At 69.1% G+C, this 16,711-nt stretch carries 18 protein-coding genes; 10 read left to right on the forward strand and 8 right to left on the reverse strand.

Annotated elements, in window-relative coordinates:
• The first annotated feature begins 160 nt into the window (after positions 1-160).
• Together F6B43_RS07715 and pdxH are read left to right on the forward strand one after the other, a co-directional pair.
• Complete coding sequence (locus tag F6B43_RS07715) at positions 161-2,104, forward strand: FAD/NAD(P)-binding protein (RefSeq protein WP_150448215.1); 1,944 nt, start codon at positions 161-163, stop codon at positions 2,102-2,104.
• A complete protein-coding gene (pdxH, locus tag F6B43_RS07720; protein WP_150448216.1) occupies positions 2,101-2,760 on the forward strand; it encodes a pyridoxamine 5'-phosphate oxidase in 660 nt (219 codons plus the stop codon). The genes F6B43_RS07715 and pdxH overlap by 4 nt, the downstream gene beginning before the upstream one ends.
• A gap of 25 nt (positions 2,761-2,785) precedes the next feature.
• Here the strand turns inward: pdxH and F6B43_RS07725 are convergent, their stop codons facing one another.
• The 4 genes from F6B43_RS07725 to F6B43_RS07740 form a co-directional block, all read right to left on the reverse strand.
• A complete protein-coding gene (locus F6B43_RS07725) occupies positions 2,786-3,445 on the reverse strand; it encodes a methionine ABC transporter permease (RefSeq protein ID WP_150448217.1) in 660 nt (219 codons plus the stop codon).
• Positions 3,438-4,475: a methionine ABC transporter ATP-binding protein gene (locus F6B43_RS07730; RefSeq protein WP_150448218.1), complete on the reverse strand. Its 1,038-nt coding sequence runs from the start codon at positions 4,473-4,475 to the stop codon at positions 3,438-3,440. The genes F6B43_RS07725 and F6B43_RS07730 overlap by 8 nt, the downstream gene beginning before the upstream one ends.
• A gap of 69 nt (positions 4,476-4,544) precedes the next feature.
• Positions 4,545-5,438, reverse strand: coding sequence for a MetQ/NlpA family ABC transporter substrate-binding protein (locus F6B43_RS07735; RefSeq protein ID WP_150448219.1), 894 nt, complete (start codon positions 5,436-5,438; stop codon positions 4,545-4,547).
• 178 nt (positions 5,439-5,616) lie between these two features.
• A complete protein-coding gene (locus F6B43_RS07740) occupies positions 5,617-6,249 on the reverse strand; it encodes a TetR/AcrR family transcriptional regulator (protein WP_150448220.1) in 633 nt (210 codons plus the stop codon).
• Between the two features lie 86 nt (positions 6,250-6,335).
• Here F6B43_RS07740 and F6B43_RS07745 point away from each other — a divergent pair, with 86 nt between their 5' ends.
• Positions 6,336-7,007: a DUF998 domain-containing protein gene (locus tag F6B43_RS07745; protein WP_150448221.1), complete on the forward strand. Its 672-nt coding sequence runs from the start codon at positions 6,336-6,338 to the stop codon at positions 7,005-7,007.
• A 31-nt stretch (positions 7,008-7,038) separates the two neighbouring features.
• Here F6B43_RS07745 and F6B43_RS07750 read toward each other — a convergent pair whose 3' ends face one another.
• On the reverse strand, positions 7,039-7,500 hold the full coding sequence (locus F6B43_RS07750; protein ID WP_211368057.1) for an SRPBCC family protein: 462 nt from the start codon (positions 7,498-7,500) through the stop codon (positions 7,039-7,041).
• 156 nt (positions 7,501-7,656) lie between these two features.
• Positions 7,657-8,796, reverse strand: a complete 1,140-nt coding sequence (locus F6B43_RS07755; RefSeq protein ID WP_150448223.1) for an AI-2E family transporter — start codon at positions 8,794-8,796, stop codon at positions 7,657-7,659.
• Between the two features lie 155 nt (positions 8,797-8,951).
• On the opposite strand from F6B43_RS07755, the gene F6B43_RS07760 reads away from it, so the two are divergent.
• The 7 genes from F6B43_RS07760 (at position 8,952) to F6B43_RS07790 (ending at position 14,277) form a co-directional block, all read left to right on the forward strand.
• Positions 8,952-9,332 (forward strand): hypothetical protein, encoded by a 381-nt coding sequence (locus F6B43_RS07760; RefSeq protein WP_150448224.1) that lies wholly within the window; start codon positions 8,952-8,954, stop codon positions 9,330-9,332.
• A 6-nt stretch (positions 9,333-9,338) separates the two neighbouring features.
• On the forward strand, positions 9,339-9,836 hold the full coding sequence (locus F6B43_RS07765) for a hypothetical protein (protein WP_150448225.1): 498 nt from the start codon (positions 9,339-9,341) through the stop codon (positions 9,834-9,836).
• 40 nt (positions 9,837-9,876) lie between these two features.
• Positions 9,877-10,965, forward strand: a complete 1,089-nt coding sequence (locus tag F6B43_RS07770; RefSeq protein WP_246159843.1) for a peptidoglycan-binding protein — start codon at positions 9,877-9,879, stop codon at positions 10,963-10,965.
• A gap of 1 nt (position 10,966) precedes the next feature.
• Positions 10,967-11,602: an ABC transporter ATP-binding protein gene (locus F6B43_RS07775; protein WP_246159844.1), complete on the forward strand. Its 636-nt coding sequence runs from the start codon at positions 10,967-10,969 to the stop codon at positions 11,600-11,602.
• 56 nt (positions 11,603-11,658) lie between these two features.
• A complete protein-coding gene (locus tag F6B43_RS07780) occupies positions 11,659-12,702 on the forward strand; it encodes an ABC transporter permease (protein WP_246159845.1) in 1,044 nt (347 codons plus the stop codon).
• Positions 12,703-12,851: 149 nt separating this feature from the next.
• Positions 12,852-13,676 carry an MBL fold metallo-hydrolase gene (locus tag F6B43_RS07785; RefSeq protein ID WP_150448227.1) on the forward strand — a complete coding sequence of 275 codons (825 nt, stop codon included), beginning with the start codon at positions 12,852-12,854 and terminating at the stop codon, positions 13,674-13,676.
• Between the two features lie 88 nt (positions 13,677-13,764).
• Complete coding sequence (locus F6B43_RS07790) at positions 13,765-14,277, forward strand: hypothetical protein (protein ID WP_150448228.1); 513 nt, start codon at positions 13,765-13,767, stop codon at positions 14,275-14,277.
• On the opposite strand, the gene F6B43_RS07795 is transcribed toward F6B43_RS07790, so the two are convergent.
• The gene (locus F6B43_RS07795; protein ID WP_150448229.1) at positions 14,258-15,274 is read right to left on the reverse strand and encodes an alpha/beta hydrolase; all 1,017 of its coding nucleotides are present in this window, start codon (positions 15,272-15,274) and stop codon (positions 14,258-14,260) included. The genes F6B43_RS07790 and F6B43_RS07795 overlap by 20 nt on opposite strands.
• 41 nt (positions 15,275-15,315) lie before the next feature.
• Positions 15,316-16,689 carry an FAD-dependent oxidoreductase gene (locus F6B43_RS07800; protein WP_150448230.1) on the reverse strand — a complete coding sequence of 458 codons (1,374 nt, stop codon included), beginning with the start codon at positions 16,687-16,689 and terminating at the stop codon, positions 15,316-15,318.
• Positions 16,690-16,711 lie beyond the last annotated feature (22 nt).

The following is a 16,711-nucleotide window of genomic DNA, read 5'->3' on the forward strand; positions in this document are numbered from 1 at the left end:
CGACCACCGCGGTCACCGCGACGCGCCACATCACGCGAGATGACCTGATCTGACGATCCGTGACGACGCGACTTGAAGATCGGCTGCCCCGGGTTCGACAGTGGGGACGTGCACCGAGCACCGGAGGACGTGCACCGAGCACCGGAGGAGGGGCCTGAGGATGACGGATGCCGCGCCGCACGATCCCTCTGAACCCGCGCGCCTCGTGGTGGTCGGTGCGGGACCGCGAGCGGTCATGCTGCTGGAGCGCCTGCTCGCTCGCGAGACGGCGTCGCCGCTGGAGATCACCCTGATCGATCCGTACCCGCCGGGTGCGGGGCGGATCTGGCGCGCCGACCAGTCACCGCTGCTGAAGCTCAACTCGATGGCGCAGGACGTCACGGTCTTCACCGACGAGACGTGCACGATCGAGGGACCCGTGCGCCCCGGGCCGACCCTCATCGCCTGGGCCGAGTCGGTTCGCGACGGGATGCTGCCGGAGGTCGAGATCGACGACGCCGGGGTGCGCGCCGAGGTCGAGAGCCTGCGGGGCGACAGCTTCCCGACGCGACGACTGCAGTCCTCCTACCTCGACTGGTTCTGGCGCACGACCGTCGCCGGTGCCCCGCGGAACACCAGCGTGCGGTGGGTGCAAGCCACCGTCACGGGGCTCCGCGCGGAGGGTGACGGCTATGCCGTGCACCTCGACCGCGGCGCAGCGGCGGCTGCGGAGCTCGAAGCCGACCTGGTCGTCTACGCCGTGGGGCACAACGGCCGTGAGCCGGCCGACGAGATCGCGGCGATGATCGCAGCGGCCGACCGAGAGCAGCTGGTCTACGTGCCGCCCGCGTTCACCGCCGATGCCGACCTGAGTGCGCTCGCCCCGGGCGAAGACGTGATCGTGCGCGGCATGGGGCTCGCGGCCGTCGACCTCGTCGTGCTGCTGGCCGAAGGTCGCGGCGGCCGTTTCCACCGCGGCACAGACGACGTGCTGCGATACGAGCCGTCCGGCCGGGAACCGCGCCTCCACATCGGCTCGCGCCGCGGCGTGCCGTACCGGTCCAAGGTGTCGTCGGTCATCCAGGGCGACCCGCCCCGGTTGCACGTGCTCACCCCCTCGACGGTCCAGGAGCTGGTCGCCCGCCCCGGTTCGGTGGACTTCACGCGGGATGTCTGGCCGCTCATCGCCCAGGAGCTCGTCTGGGGTCACTACCGCGAGCTGTTCACCGGCCACCCCGACCGCGTCACCGGCACGTGGGGCGCGTTCACCGCGGTGCTGCGCGATCACGCCGGCGATACCGACGCGCTGCGGCGAGCAGCCGAGGAGTTCGTGCCGGATCCGCTCGACCGGTTCGACGTGCCGGCACTGGATCGCCCTCTGGGTGATGAGGTCTTCGCCTCGGACGATCACCTGCAGCGCCGCATCCGCGCGCACATCCGCGACGACCTGACGCTGCGCACGACGCAGGAGCGCAGCAGCGCGCAGGCGGTCTTCATCGCGATCCTCCTGTCGTTCCTCGCGCTCGCCGACGTGCCGCCCGAGAAGTGGAGCGCCCGCTCACGAGCGGTCGATCTGCCCGTCACGTGGCACACGTTCTTCAGCTATGTCGCCAGCGGCCCGCCCGCTCACCGCCTCGAGGAGCTGATCGCGCTCGCGGACGCGGGGGTGGTGCGCTTTCTCGGGCCGGACGTGCAGGTGCGCGTCATCCCCGAACGCGGATTCGTCGCCTCCAGCCCCCGGGTGCCGGGCGAGACCGTGACGCGGGCGCTCGTGGACGCGTGGCTGCCCGGATCGGGCGCGCTCGTCAGCCAGAACGCCGCGCTACGAGACCTCGCGACCGGGCTTGGGCGGGAGTTCCGTGTTGCGGATGCGTCGTTCGCGGGGTCGCTCGGCCGCATCGAGACCGATGCCGACGGCCGCGTCATCGCTCCCGACGGGTCGCAGCACGAACGGCTCTTCGCCATCGGTGCGTTCACCTCCCTGACCGAGGCGGGTGCCTTCACCCGTCCGAAGTCGGACTCCCTGTCCTTGCGGCAGACCGACCGGGTGGCCGGTGCGATCGCTCAGCGGCTGCGCGCTCTCGCGGCCGCGGAGCAGCCTGGCCGGTCTATCGTCGTGGTGTGACCGATCCCGATGCCGCACTGTCCCGCCACACCGATTACGGCGTCGAGCGTCTCGATGAGGTCGATCTCGCCGGCGACCCGATCGCGCAATTCGAGCGCTGGCTCGTCGACGCCGCCGAGCGGGGCGTATACGAGCCGAACGCGATGGTCGTCGGCACGATCGGCCAGGACGGCATCCCCTCCAGCCGCACGGTGCTGCTACGAGGAGTGGATGCCGGCGGCTTCGTCTTCTACACCGACCGGTCATCCCGCAAAGGGCGCGCCCTCGCGGCGCACCCCGTGACGACGCTGCTCTTCCCCTGGTACGCCCTCCACCGGCAGGTGATCGTCACGGGGGATGCCGAACCGGTGGATGACGCCGATTCCGACGCCTACTGGGCCTCTCGCCCCCACGGCTCACGGATCGCCGGGACGGCCAGCGCCCAGTCCGAGCCGATCGCCTCGCGCGACGACCTCGAGGCGCGCGTGCGCGAGCTCGAAGCCCGCTACCCCGAGGGAACGAACGTCCCGCGACCGCCGCGGTGGGGCGGCTACCGCGTGCGCCCGTGGCGCGTGGAGTTCTGGCAGGGGCGCACGTCACGCCTGCACGACCGGCTGGTATTCACGCGCGACCGCGAGGCCGCGAGCGCCTGGGCCGTGGAGCGTCTGCAGCCCTAGGGACCCGCGGCGGCAAGGCGACCGCTCAGCGGCGCAGCACCCGGCGAGCGAGCGCATTGCCGATGAACTGCACGCCCTGCACGATGACGATGATGATCAGCACCGCCGCCCAGGTCACGACCGGGTTGAACTGCTTGAAGCCGTAGACGATCGCGAACTCGCCGAGTCCTCCCGCGGCCACGGCTCCGGCGATCGCGGTCATGTCCACGAGCGCGACCACGATGAACGTGTAGCCCAGGATGAGCGGGCCCAGCGCTTCGCGGGGAATGAGCCGGAACAGGATGCGCGACCGGCTCGCGCCCGCGGCGCGGGCCGCCTCGATGATGCCGGGGCGCACGGTGAGCAGGTTCTGCTCCACGATCCGGCTGATCGCGAACATCGAGGCCAGCGTGATCGCGAAGATGCCGAACTCGGGCCCGATCCCGGGAATGCCGACGCTGCGAGCGATCGGCTGGACGGCCGCGAGCAGGATCACGAACGGGATCGGCCGGAAGAAGTTGACGATCACGTTGAGCACGCCGAACACCGCGCGGTGCGGGAAGAGGCTCCCCGGTCGTGTCGCGTACAGCGCGAGACCGAGCAGCAGCCCCGCGATCCCGCCGAACACGAGGGCGAGCGAGACGACGTACAGGGTCTCGAATGTCGCCGACCACAGTTCGGGCAGCAGGCTGATGAGCCTATCCACGAGCATCCTCCTCGATGAGCGGCGCGAAGGCCGAGGCGGCGGTGATCGCGCGGTCGACAGCATCCGCCTCGCCCTCCAGCGCCAGCGTGAGATGACCGAACACACGACCGCGGATGTCGTTGATGCCGCCGTGGATCAGCTCGAACCGCACGCCCTGCGCGGCGAGCGCCGCGAACACGTCAGACTGCGTCACGTCGCCGTCGCGGATCGTGAATGTCACGATGCGTCCGGGATGCCGGGACCGCAGCGTATCGAGCTGCGCGCCGACCGGCACGTCCTCGATGATGCTCGCCACGAATCGCCGGGTAGCCGCATGCCGCGGAGCGGACAGGACGTCGAAGACGGCGCCGCTCTCGATGACGCGCCCGCCCTCCATCACGACCACCCGATCGGCGAGAGTGCGGATCACATCCATCTCGTGGGTGATGACGAGGATCGTGATGCCGAGGTCCCGGTTGACTCTCCGCAGGAGCTCGAGGACCTCCTGCGTGGTGTCGGGGTCGAGGGCGCTCGTGGCCTCGTCGGCGAGGAGGATGCGGGGGCTCGTCGCCAGAGCACGGGCGATGCCCACGCGCTGCTTCTGGCCGCCGGAGAGCTGCTCGGGGTAGTTGCCCGCCTTGCCTGCGAGTCCGACGAACTCCAGCAGCTCTGCCACACGGGTCTTGATCTCGGCGCGCGATCGGCGCGCCACCTCGAGGGGATACGCGACGTTGCCCGCAACCGTGCGCGAGTCGAAGAGGTTGAACTGCTGGAAAATCATTCCGATGTCGCCGCGCAGCGACCGCAGCTCCTTCTCGCGCAGCGTCGTGATGTCGCGACCACCGATCTCGACCGACCCTGACGTGGGCTGCTCGAGTGCGTTCACGAGGCGCAGCACCGTGCTCTTGCCCGCGCCGGAGTACCCGATGATGCCGCAGATCTCGCCCGCGGCGATGTCCAGCGAGACAGCGTCGACCGCGACGACCGGGTCGGAGTCCTTGGTCGTGGCGGGGTAACGCTTCGTGACGTCGGTGAGTCGGATGAGGGTCATTCGCAGCTCCTTGAGCGATGGCATGCCGGTGCGGCCCGTTCGTGTGGAACGGGCCGCACCGGCATGAACCTACTTCTTGGCCTTGATGTCGTTCTCGACGTCGGCGAGCGAGGCCACGAGGTCGGTCGCCGGCGTCTGGACGGTGACGGCCGTTCCGCCCGACGCCTCCTGGAGGCCGGCGAGGACGTCCTTGTTCGTCTGGAAGATCTCGACCAGCTTGAGGTAGGTCGGGTTGTTCGCGTCGGCCGCCTTCGCGGCGAAGATGTTGATGTAGGGGAACGCCTTCGGATCCGACGGGTCGTCCTTCGCGATCGCGTCGTCGAAGGTCAGACCGGCATCCTGGACGAAGTCGTTATTGATGATCGCAGCGGCGACATCCGGCAGCGACGTCGCGGTGAACGCCGCATCGAGGGCCTCGACCTTGACCTTCGAGCTCGCCTCGACATCGGCGACGGTCGAGAAGATCGAGCCGCCGTCCTTGAGCTCGACGAGGCCGGCGGACTGCAGCACCAGGAGTCCTCGCGCCTGGTTGCTCTCGTCGTTGGGGACGGCGACCGTCGAGCCCGAGGGGATGTCGGCGACCGAAGCATACTTCGTCGAGTACAGCCCCAGCGGGTAGATCGCCGTCGAGCCGATCGGCTGCAGATCATCGTCGCTGTTCACGTTGTACGTGGCCAGATAGATGATGTGCTGGAACTGGTTGAGGTCGAGTTCATCCGCCGAAAGTGCGGGGTTGGGCTGCGTGTACTCGCTGAAGTCGACCAGCTCGATGCTGATGCCCTCCGCGGCCGCGGCCTCTTTGTAGGTCTCCCAGTACGCGTCGCCGGCACCGACGACGCCGATCCGGATCGGGTCCGAGCTGTCGCCGGTCGAGCCGGGGCTCGCGGAGCCGGCACATCCGGAGATGAGCAGGGCGAGGGGAAGTGCCAGCGCGGCGACGGACAGGAATCTCTTGCGGGACATGGTGCTCCTTGTGGGTCGAGCACCGCGAGACGGGATCGTGCCCCGCCATGGCGGGTGCCGCGCACCCGCTTCGCCTCGTCGCGGTGCCCCACGACGATAAGCAGGACGCCAGAGCGATCCGAAACACGTCCGTAACACGGCGACACCCGGTACCGTCCGCGTGATGCTCAGGCCCGGGCTATCCCGAATCGGCAGCGTACGCGCGCAGGAACGCATCGGCTCCCGCGAGAGCGCGAGTGCGCACACGGTCGGCCGAGGGATGCTCGCCGCTGAACGTCCCACGGTCGAGGTCGGCGCCCATCACGAGGAACGCGAAATGCTCGGCGGCCACCCGCGGCACGCACTCGCGGATCAGCCCGTCCGCCGACATCCTCGAGAAGAGCGCGGCGAGCGCCGACATCACCGCCTCGGGCGCTCCCGCCCGGTACTCCACGACGAGTTCGGGAAACCGGATCGACTCCATGATGACGAGGCGGCGCAGGGCGAGCGCAGGTCCGAGCAGGGTTGCGTCGGCAAGGCGCGCGGCGAGCGCCGGAAGATCGCGCTGCGCGTCGTGCACGGTGCGCACCTCGGCGGTGATCGACGCCGTGAAGTCCTCCGCGATCGCGATGGCGCTCAGAATCGTCGCGCGGAAGAGCGCGTCCTTGTCGGCGTACAGGTTGTAGATCGTGCGCTTGGCCAGACCCGCCTCCGCCGCCACCCGTTCCAGCGTCGCGCCGTGATACCCCGCATCCAGGAAAACCCGCCGCGCCGCGTCGAGCGCGAGTGCGCGCGAGCGGACGATCCGCGGATCTTCGGCTCCCCCGCTCAACGCCCATCCCGATCGTGCGTGCCCGTCCGCATACCGCTAGATTACTCACGAGTGCACTAATGCACTCCAGAGTGCAGGAGACTCCCATGGCCGCCGATCCCGACCTCGACCGCGACGCCGCCGTCACCCGCAGCCTGCTCGGCTGGGGCGTCGTCGCCGGGCCCTTCTACGTGGTGGTGGGCCTCGTGCTCGCACTGACCAGGCCGGGTTTCGATCTCACCCGGCACGCCCTGTCACTGCTCACGCTCGGAGACCTCGGCTGGCTCCAGCGCGCCAATCTCATCCTGACCGGCTTGATGGCGATCGCCGCCGCCGTCGGCATTCTGCGCGCGATCCGCAACGGCCGCGGGCTGGCGATGGGCGTGCTGGTGATCGTGTACGGCGGCGGACTCATCCTGAGCGCGATCTTCACCCCCGACCCCGCCACCGGGTTCCCGCCCGGTTCGACCGGGGGGCAGTTCACGCTGAGCGGGATCCTGCATCTGCTCTTCGGAGCACTCGGCTTCCTCGCGATCGCCGTGGCCGCATTCGCACACGCCGCCTGGAGCCGGAGCATCGGGGCACCGGGGCGTGCGGTCGTGAGCATCGTGCTCGGCGTGCTGGTGATCGTGGGCTTCTTCGCGGGCGCGGCGCTGGGCACCTCTCCGGTCGGCGTCGCCCTCCTCTGGATCGCCGTCCTGGCGCAGTTCACGTGGCTCGGGCTCGCGTGCGCGCAGATCTACGTCTGGTCGCCGCATCCCCTCCGCTCCCGGCGCTGATCGCCGCGACGCGGTCCTGGAGGACCCCTGATCAGCCGTGCACAGCGGTCTGTCCGAGGTGATCGGCGAGCTCGTCCAGTGCGCTCTCCCACCCGTCCCAGTAGCTGTCATCGCCCTTCATGCCGTCCACGCCGCGGATGTCGAAGGTCAGGCGCGTGAGCTCACCGAGCGGGGTGATCGTCACGGTGATCACCGGGGTCTCGTCGGGGTCGGAGTCGGGCCTGCCCCACGTGAAGACGAGCTTCTCGCCCTCGACCACCTCGCGATAGACGCCGCCGGTCGGATGGCTCTCGCCGGTCTGGTCATCGACCATCGTGTACGTGTAGCGACCGTCGACCCTCGGGTCGATCGCGACGGTCTCGCGGGGAGTCGTCATCCTCTGCGGATGCCACCACTGTGCGGCCTCGTCTGCGTCGGTCCACGCCGCCCACACCTGCGGGGCCGTGGCGTCGAAGGTTCGGACCATCCTGAAGCCCATGGAGTCGTCGATCATCCTGTCTCCTTCTGCGGCCCTGCGGCGAGCGTGCGAATGCATGATCCCCTGGGGCCGCGCTGAAACCCAGTCTCCGCCCGGACCGCCGATTCGACGAGGCCGTTGACGCACCGGCGCACGTCTGCCACGCGCGTATGCCACGTGACGGTGCCGGGATCAGACCTTGAGGTCCTGCTTCGGAATGACCACTTCGCGGATGATCAGCAGGATCGTCGCCATCACCGGAAGGGCGATCACCACCCCGAGGATGCCGAGCAGCGCCCCGCCGATCATCGCGCCGATCAGTACGAGCGCGGCGGGGATCGAGATCGCGCGGTTCATGACCCGCGGGGTCACGACGTACGACTCGATCTGGATGTAGACGAGGTAGCAGATCGCGAAGATCAGCGCCTGGGTGGGGCTGGAGAACAGCGCGACGAGTGAGGCGACCACCAGGAAGATCACCGATCCGAACAGCGGGATGAGCGTGATGACGAACGCGAACGTCGCCATGAGCGCCGCGTACGGCAACCCGATCAGCAGGTGCAGCACCAGCACGACCGCCGCATTGATCGCCGCGAGGATGACGGACCCGAGCAGCGAACTGCCGACGGATGCTGTCACCCGCTCCGTCATGTCGGTCAGGCGTGGCCGGTTCCGTGCCGGAGCCAGGGCGTACAGTGCCTGCTTCATCGACCCGAGCGACGACAGGAAGTAGAGAGTCAGCGCGACGACGATGAAGCCGGCGGTGACCGCGTTGGCGATCCCCACCCCGATCGCGAGGGCTCCGCCCCCGATCGCGGCGATGAACTCGGGTTTGGACACCGCGAGGGTGAACTCGTCGAGACCGGCTCTCACGGCGGCCTGCGCGTCCGGCGACAGCGCACCGAACCACGCCGTGGCCTCGAGTTCGGCGACCGACGAGGGGATCGCGCGGAAGAACTCCCCGATCTGCGCGAACACCGGCGGCAGGACGAACACCAGCACGCCCAGCGCAAGCAGCGCGAACGCGCCGAAGACGACGCCGATCGCGGCCCCTCGGTGCATCCCCCGCCGTTCGAGCAGCCGCACGCCCGGGTCGAGTCCGAGCGCCACGAAGAGCGCCAGCACGATGTAGATGAGGATCGTCGTGATCGACCCGATCGCCCACCCGAACACGATCGCGCCCAGGACGCCGAGAGTGGCGATGAAGGCGATGCCGAGCGGCCGCTCGAGGAGGGCGGCGATCGGACGCCGCACGGAGGCCGGGCCCGTGCGCGCCGGGGCTGGTGCCGTCCGCCGGTGCGACACCGCCCGCAGGGCTGGTCTGTGGCTCATGGCCCGAAGCTACTCATCCCCGGCCGCCGGCGGCTCATCCCACCGGGACGATATGTCACCGTTGCCGAGCCGGCTGCCCGGTTGACGGGCATTGGTGTGTCGAGTGTAATGTTTGTTAGGATACTACTAACCAAGGATCTGATGAGGACCACCGCATGCAAAAGCAACGTCGAAACAAGCGAATCTACACGACAGCAATCGCGTCGATCATGGGACTGGCGGTGGCCGCGGGGGTGCCCAGTGCCGCGTTCGCCAGCGATGCGATGGCCGTCGGTGGAAACATTGAATGTATGGCTGTGCCGTCGATCTTCGTCGGCACCTCGGCGTACGCGAAGGGTGAGGTGTACTTCCAGCTCAAGTCATTCGGCGGTATGGCGGATATCGGTGTCATTGAGATGGGCACCTCTTCAACGACTACCTACTGGGGATGGAAGTGGATTACAGGTCGATCGGGCCCGTTCATCACGCAGGCATACGATAGCGGCCCAACCGTCGGCACAGTGTCTTCTGTCGAACGCTACTGCCAGTCGTTTTGACAGCAAATGGTGATTAAGCACTCCGCGATGGTCGCGATCCTCGCGCTGACGGGCGCCGCTCTTTCCGCCTGTTCCAGCGCCCCGCCCGAGGCGTCCGGACCCACGGCGCTCTTTCTCAGCACCGAGGTGATGAAGAAGAAGGCCGAATGCCTCGCCGACAAAGGGTGGGACGTCACGTTCGAGAACGGCGCGATCGTCGCCCACATCCCCGAAGCCCAGAAGCCGCGCTACTTCGAAGACGGCGCCGCCTGCTCTGACGAGGTGGGCGGGAACATCGACATGACGATGACACCGGAGAGGATCGAGATTGCCTACGACTGGTACGTCGAGATCGCAAACTGCCTGACCGCCCACGGATACTCCGTCCCCGAGCGCCCCACACTCGCTGCGTTCATCGACAGCTTCGACTCGGATCCCTGGCTTCCGTTCGAAGACATTCACGGTGCGGAGATCGTCCAGGCTCGAGCCGATTGTCCGATCATGAACCCGCCCGGGCAGAAGTGAGGCGAAGAAGAGGATGCGGTCGGCGGAGAGCGGGTCGACGTTGAGCGATCTCCCTGAGAATCTGACCCCGCGCCGCCCCTGGTACCGGTTCGCTGCCGGCGCCGCTGTTCTCCTGGTGGTGGGTGGTGCGATCGGGTGGGCTGTCACGACAGTCGTGTCACCGGCACCGGATGTGTCGGAGGCGACGCCGTACACGTACGTGTCGGTGGTGGCCGGCGAGGTGGGCGCGAGCATCCACCTCAACACCGTTGTGGAGTGGAAACCCGTCCCGGTGGGGGTGAACCGCGGCACCGGTGTGGTGACTTCCGTGACCGTCGGCGTCGGGGATGAGGTCGGGCAGGGCTCGGTCTTGTACACGATCGACCTGCGCCCTGTCGTGGTCGCGGAGGGCGAGGTGCCCGCATTTCGTGCCATCTCGTTGGGCGCCGAGGGAGCCGACGTCGCCCAGTTGCAGACGATGCTGTCGGACATGGGCGTCTACGCGGGCTCGTCGGATGGGACCGCCGGCGCCCGAACGATCGAATCGATCAAGACGTGGCAGAAGAACATGGGGGTCGCGCAGACCGGTGTCGTCGAGCCGGGCGACGTGATCTTCGTTCCTACACTTCCGACGCGGGTGGCGCTCGACGGGGCCGTCGTGTTCCGCGGTGCCACGTTGAACGGGGGCGAGCCTGCTGTGCGAGCGCTTCCCTCATCGCCCACCTTCGATGTTCCGGTCACCGATACGCAGGCCGGACTCCTGCCCCCCGGAACACGTGTCGAGCTCACGTCACCCGACGGTGGGCAGTGGCTCGGCTACACGGCGGAGAGTACCGCCCACCCCGAGTCGGCGACGGTCACGGTCGCGCTCGAAGGTGCGCGCGGTGCGGCAGTGTGCGGCGATGAGTGCGGCCAGGTGCCGGTCACCGGCGACGTCGCGCTGGATTCGCGAGTGGTCACGGTCGAATCGGTGACCGGACTCGTCGTACCGTCCGCAGCGCTGGTGACCGATGCCGGCGGCCAGGTCGCGGTTCTCACCGAAGACGGCGAGCGACGGACGGTGATCGTGACGGCGGCTGCGAGGGGAATGAGCGTCATCGATGGTGTGGAAGCGGGAACACGCGTGCGCGTGCCCGGCGAGGAACCGTGACGTGCTGCGCGCCGACAACGTGACGTTCTCGTACCACCGAGGTGGCGCTCCGGTGGTGGCGGACTGGTCGGCGGAATTCCCCGTCGGTTCGACGACCGCATTGACAGGCCCGTCCGGGCGAGGAAAATCGACGCTTCTGTACCTGCTCGGGCTGATGTTGCGTCCGGACTCGGGCGAGATCTCCATCGACGGCACCCCCGCGTCGGCGCTGCGCGACGCAGCGAGGGCACACCTGCGAGCGCAGAAGTTCGGATTCGTGTTCCAGGATGCCGCGCTCGACACCACCCGCACGGTCATGGACAACATCCTCGAGACAGCGCTCTACCGCGGCGAACGGCGCAACGGGGTCGCGGTGCGGGGCGCAGAGCTCCTCACGCGGCTCGGTGTCGATGTGCCGGAGGACCGCAAACCTGGGCAGATCTCCGGCGGCCAGGCGCAACGCATCGCCCTTTGCCGGGCCCTCGTCAGCGAACCCCGCATCCTTCTCGCCGACGAGCCCACGGGCAACCTCGACGCCGCCACCAGCGCCGTGGTGGTCGACGCGCTCACCGATCACGCCGCTTCGGGAGCCGTCGTGGTCATCGTCACGCATTCCCCAGCGGTGGCGGGCGCATGCGATCGGCGGATAGACCTGTGATGGGGCGCGCGGGTGCGGTCATCCGAGAAGGATGGGCGTCCGCACTATCGCAGCCGGTGGCGTCTGCGATCACGGTTCTGGTGCTCGTCGGCATGGTGCTGACCGTCATGCTCACCACGGGCCGTACTGTCGGAGCCGAACAACGGGTCCTCGGAACGATCGACGATGCCGGCACGCGCGCCATTCAGGTCCGCGCGGAGGGCGACGCGGGCCTCACCGCCGAGGTTCTCGACCGCATCGCCCGCATCGAAGGCATCGAGTGGGCTGCAGCGTTCTCGGCAGCGACGGACGCCACCAATACCGCTGTGCCCGACGGCCGCCGCGTCCCTTCGCGCCTCGCCTACGGAACGGATCTCGAGCGCATCGGAGTGCCGGGGGCGCCCGCCCTTTCGGGCACGGCCGCCTACGCTTCGCCGCGCGCGCTCGACCAGCTGGGCCTCCCGGATGTCGCCGGTTCGGTCACCACCACCGCCGGAATCGACTACGCGGTCGTCGGGCGGGTCGCCACTCCCGAATTCCTGAGCGGCCTCGAACCTCTCCTCATCGTCCCGCAGGCCGAGGCGAACAGCGCTGCACCCGTCACCCTGATGGTCGTGATCGCGCAGCGACCCGACCTTGTGACCCCCGTGTCTGCGGCCGTGCTCTCGGTGCTCGCCGTCGACGACCCGGCCAAGATCAGCGTGCAGACGTCGGAAGCGCTCGCGCAGCTCCGCACGCTCGTCCAAAGCCAGCTCGAGACGTTCTCGCGCGGGCTCGTGCTCGTCATGCTCGCTGCGACGGCTGTGTTTGTCAGCGTGATCCTCTACGGACTGGTCATGATGCGCCGAAAAGACTTCGGACGCCGCCGCGCACTCGGGGCGAGCCGCGGATTGATCATCGCGCTGCTGCTGACTCAGACCACGGTCCTGGCTGCCATAGGGATCGCCGTCGGACTCACCGCCTCCGTCATCGCCCTCCTCGCCACACGAGACCCGCTCCCGGGATTCGGGTTCACGGCCGGACTCACCCTGCTCGCGCTCTTCTCCGCAGTCCTCGCCGCACTGCTTCCCGCCGTCATCGCGAGCCGTCGCGAGCCCATCCGCGAGCTCCGGGTGCCATGACGACCACCCGCTCCTCGCGCCCCCCCTTCCCTTACCGCTCAGCTGGCACAACGGGCCGCCGCGCCTCGCGCCGACGCGCGTCATGCGCCAGGTGGGCGGTCCATGTACAGCCGGTTGACGTGGGATGCCTCGGGCGCAACGCTCGGAGGATGGCCGAGACGTCGTGGTGGATCTGTGCGACCTGCGCGGTGGAGCACGACGAGCGGGTCGAGGTGTGCGCCATCTGCGCCGACGAGCGGCAGTGGGTCCCCGCCGAGGGGCAGCGATGGACCACTCTGACGGAGATGGCGGGGGCGGGAACCCGCACCGACATCGTCGAGCTGGAGCCCGATCTCTGGGGCCTCACCAGCACTCCCGAGGCGGGCATCGGTCAGCAGTCCAAGATCATCCGCACGTCGGCGGGGTGCCTGCTGTTCGACCCGCTCGGGTTCCTCGACGACGCGGGGGTGCAGAGCATCCGCGAACTCGGCCCCGTCGTCGCGATCGTCGCGAGTCATCCGCACATGTACGGCGTGCAGGTCGAATGGAGCCGCGCGCTGGGCGGCGTGCCGATCCTCGTGGCCGAGAAAGACCGGCACTGGGTGGCTCGCGACGACGCAGCGATCGCGACCTGGTCGGGTGAGCGGGAGATCCTTCCCGGGGTGACGCTCACGCAGCCCGGCGGGCACTTCCCCGGCAGCTCCGTCGTGCACTGGGCGAGCGGTGCCGAAGGCGGGGGCGTGCTGCTGTCGAGCGACACGATCTTCGCCAACCCCGATCGCGCAACGGTGAGCTTCATGCGAAGCTTCCCGAATCGTCTGCCGCTGTCGGGCGCCGTCGTCGAGCGCGTCGCGGCCCACGTGGAGCGCTTCGCGTTCGACCGGCTCTACGGCAACTTCGACAACGTCATCCCCGCGCACGCGGGCGAGATCGTCCGCGCGTCGGCCGACCGGCACATCGGCTGGGTCTCCGGCGACTTCGACCACCTCACGTGAGGGGTCGATTCGCGAGGGGCCGATATCACGGCGTCCGCCGGGGCACCAGGTGGTTTCGACCCCGCCCGGCCGGTGCGATCATCGAAGGATGAGTCGCCGCGCCGCCACCGCCCTCCTCACGGCGACGGTGCTCGCCACCACGCTGGCAGTCGCGCTGGCGGCGTGTTCGGCCGGGCCCTCCGCGTCGCCGTCGGCCACGACGACTCGGTCGTCCACCGCATCGGCTTCCCCGACCGGTTCGTCCGGCGCTTCGGCCGCACCGACCGACGCGGCGCCCAGCGAGCCCGCGGATCCCACCGACGAGGCCCCGACCGAGCCCGACCTCCCGCCGACCGATCCCGGCCCCGCGATCGGGGCCGACGGCACGGTCCAGAGCTACGACCCGGCGGCCGTGGCGTCGGTCTGCATACCCCAGGTCCAGACCGTGTACGCCGAAGGCTCGGTCGCCCCCGACCCGCTGCGCTCGTGGCGCATCGATGCGGCCAACGTCGCGGTCGAGTGGAGCCTCGCGACCCCCGACACATCGCTCACCGTGATCTGCGTCATCACAGGCCCGTTCGCGGCGCCCGAATTCGTCTACGTCACGGTCGGGGATCTGTAGCGCCGAAGAGGAGAGGATGCCGGGGGTCGAGGCATCCGATGATCCACTGCTCGAGCGCGTCGTACGCCTGCCTGCGTGGCTCCGCGGCCGACAGGAAGACGTCGTGGATGGCCCCGTCGATGCGGGCGATCGTGACGAGCGATCCGATGCGCGTCGCGGCGCGAGCGATGTCGTCCACGACGAGCACCGAGTCCGACGTCGTCAGCGCCTCCGACCACGTGAAAGGCGACGTGAAGCGCTTCGAGAGCAGGACGAGCGCGGGCGCTCCGACCTCGACACCGGCCGCGACCGTGCGGTGCCCCTGGATGACCGCGTTCAGCCAGCCCGGGTGGGTGGCGAAGCCGCGCGGAGGACGCCAGACCGACATGTCGACGGACGGAGGCAGGCTGCCGAGTTCGTTCTGGGCGCGGGTGTAGTAGCCGAGATCGACCGCGGGGTGGGTGCCCCGCGGATCGAACTTCGCCCGCACGCCCACGAGGGGAGCGAGCGCCTGGCGCCCCACCGCACCCAGCTGGAGCTCGAGCCACGGACTGTTCAGCACGATCGCCGACGCGGCATCGGGATGACGCGCGGCCCACAGCGTGAGCGTCAGGCCACCGGTCGAATGACCCATCAGCACGAGGCGGCGGGTTCCGGCATCCCTGGCCATCACCTCCCGAGCTGCGGCGATGTCTTCGTCGTACGTCTCGAGCGATTCGATGTAGCCAGGAGTGTGACCCTCGCGCAGCGACCGGCCGTACTTCCGCAGATCGAGCGCGTAGAACCGGGCACCGAGCCGGGTCCAGAAGTGTGCCAGCTCGGTCTGGAAGAAGAAGTCCGACCACCCGTGCACGTAGAGCACGTCGACATCGGCGAGCGGGCCGGTCACGCGCGAGAGCCGGTTCGGGATGCTCCGCACCAGCGTCGCCACGACAGACCCCTCGTCGTCATGACCGAGGGGCAGGGTGAGCTGCTCGAAGCCGTCGCCGAGGAGGTCGGGCACCCAGAAGGTCGTCATTGCGCCAGCCTAGGCTCGGGGGCCCGCCGGCGCGCGGTGACCTACTCGCCGCGGGAGACCGTGATCATCTCGTCGCGCGGAACCACCTTGATGCGCGCCCGGCCGTGCGGCGCACCCAGGGCGATCTCATGCTCGTCGAGCCGGTGCCAGCCCTCGAGGTCGGTCCACTTCACGCCGCGCGCGGCGAGAAGCGCCGGGATCGCCTCGTCGGACGGGTCGGCCGGCTGCCACCACGACGCCTGGTCATTGATGAGGTGGCGGACGGTCTCCATCGCGTCGGACTTCGTGTGTCCGATCAGGCCGACAGGTCCGCGTTTGATCCATCCCGTCGCGTACACGCCCGGTACCCGCTCGTTCGAGTCCTTGTGCACGGCCTGGCCCTCGTGGTTCGGGATCACGCCGTGACGCTTGTCGAACGGCACGCCGGGCAGGGGCGACCCGAAGTAGCCGACGGCCCGGTAGAGCGCCTGGATCGGCACTTCGCGCATCTCGCCGGTGCCGACCACCCCGCCTTCGGCATCGGGCCGCGTGCGCTCGTACACCAGCGCAGACACGTGCCCTTCGGCGTCGGTCTTGACCTCGACGGGCTTCGCCCAGAAGTGCAGGTGAAGGCGGCGGGATGCCTCGCCCCCTGCGTTGTTCACCGAGGGTCGCTGCCGCCACGACTGCAGTACGCGGTCGATCACCATGACCTGCTTGTTGCTCGCGATCGCGGCGCGCGAGGCATCGTCGTAGTCGAAGTCCTCGTCGTAGACGACCATGTCGACGTCGCGCAGCTCGCCGAGTTCGCGGAGTTCCAGCGGCGTGAACTTGACCTGCGCCGGGCCGCGGCGGCCGAACACATGCACATCCGTCACCGCCGAAGCGGCCAGGCCCGCGTGCACGTTCTCGGGGATCTCGGTGGGCAGCAGGTCTTCCGCGTGCTTGGCGAGCATGCGCGAGACGTCGAGCGCGACGTTCCCGACCCCCACGACCGCGACGGATGCCGCATCCAGCGGCCACTCGCGCGGCACATCGGGGTGCCCGTCGAACCAGCTGACGAAGTCGGCGGCGCCGTACGAACCGACGGCGTCGATGCCGGGGATGTCGAGATCGGCGTCCCGGATCGCCCCGGTCGCGAAGATCACGGCGTGATAGTGCTGCTTGAGGTCGTCGAGCGTGAGGTCCTCGCCGAAGCGGACGTTGCCGAAGATCCGGATGTCGCCGCGGTCGAGCACGTCGCGCAGCGCCGTGATGATGCCCTTGATACGCGGGTGGTCGGGAGCGACACCGTAGCGGACGAGCCCGTAGGGCGCGGGAAGCTGCTCGAACAGGTCGATCGACACGTCGAACTTGCGCTCCGCCTTGAGCAGGATGTCTGCTGCGTAGATGCCGGCGGGTCCGGCACCGACGATGGCCAGCCTGAGCTTGGTCATGTGGTTCTCCTTGGTTGGCACG

The organism is Microbacterium rhizomatis, assembly GCF_008710745.1.
In the GTDB taxonomy this organism is placed as follows: Bacteria; Actinomycetota; Actinomycetes; order Actinomycetales; family Microbacteriaceae; genus Microbacterium; species Microbacterium rhizomatis.

Bases quoted from the DNA above. Each gene is read 5' to 3' on its own strand.
- F6B43_RS07715 (WP_150448215.1), top strand. From the start codon at position 161: ATGACGGATGCCGCGCCGCACGATCCCTCTGAACCCGCGCGCCTCGTG.
- F6B43_RS07730 (WP_150448218.1), bottom strand. From the start codon at position 4,475: ATGACCCTCATCCGACTCACCGACGTCACGAAGCGTTACCCCGCCACG.
- F6B43_RS07735 (WP_150448219.1), bottom strand. From the start codon at position 5,438: ATGTCCCGCAAGAGATTCCTGTCCGTCGCCGCGCTGGCACTTCCCCTC.
- F6B43_RS07745 (WP_150448221.1), top strand. From the start codon at position 6,336: ATGGCCGCCGATCCCGACCTCGACCGCGACGCCGCCGTCACCCGCAGC.
- F6B43_RS07750 (WP_211368057.1), bottom strand. From the start codon at position 7,500: ATGATCGACGACTCCATGGGCTTCAGGATGGTCCGAACCTTCGACGCC.
- F6B43_RS07755 (WP_150448223.1), bottom strand. From the start codon at position 8,796: ATGAGCCACAGACCAGCCCTGCGGGCGGTGTCGCACCGGCGGACGGCA.
- F6B43_RS07760 (WP_150448224.1), top strand. From the start codon at position 8,952: ATGCAAAAGCAACGTCGAAACAAGCGAATCTACACGACAGCAATCGCG.
- F6B43_RS07765 (WP_150448225.1), top strand. From the start codon at position 9,339: ATGGTGATTAAGCACTCCGCGATGGTCGCGATCCTCGCGCTGACGGGC.
- F6B43_RS07785 (WP_150448227.1), top strand. From the start codon at position 12,852: ATGGCCGAGACGTCGTGGTGGATCTGTGCGACCTGCGCGGTGGAGCAC.
- F6B43_RS07790 (WP_150448228.1), top strand. From the start codon at position 13,765: ATGAGTCGCCGCGCCGCCACCGCCCTCCTCACGGCGACGGTGCTCGCC.
- F6B43_RS07795 (WP_150448229.1), bottom strand. From the start codon at position 15,274: ATGACGACCTTCTGGGTGCCCGACCTCCTCGGCGACGGCTTCGAGCAG.
- F6B43_RS07800 (WP_150448230.1), bottom strand. From the start codon at position 16,689: ATGACCAAGCTCAGGCTGGCCATCGTCGGTGCCGGACCCGCCGGCATC.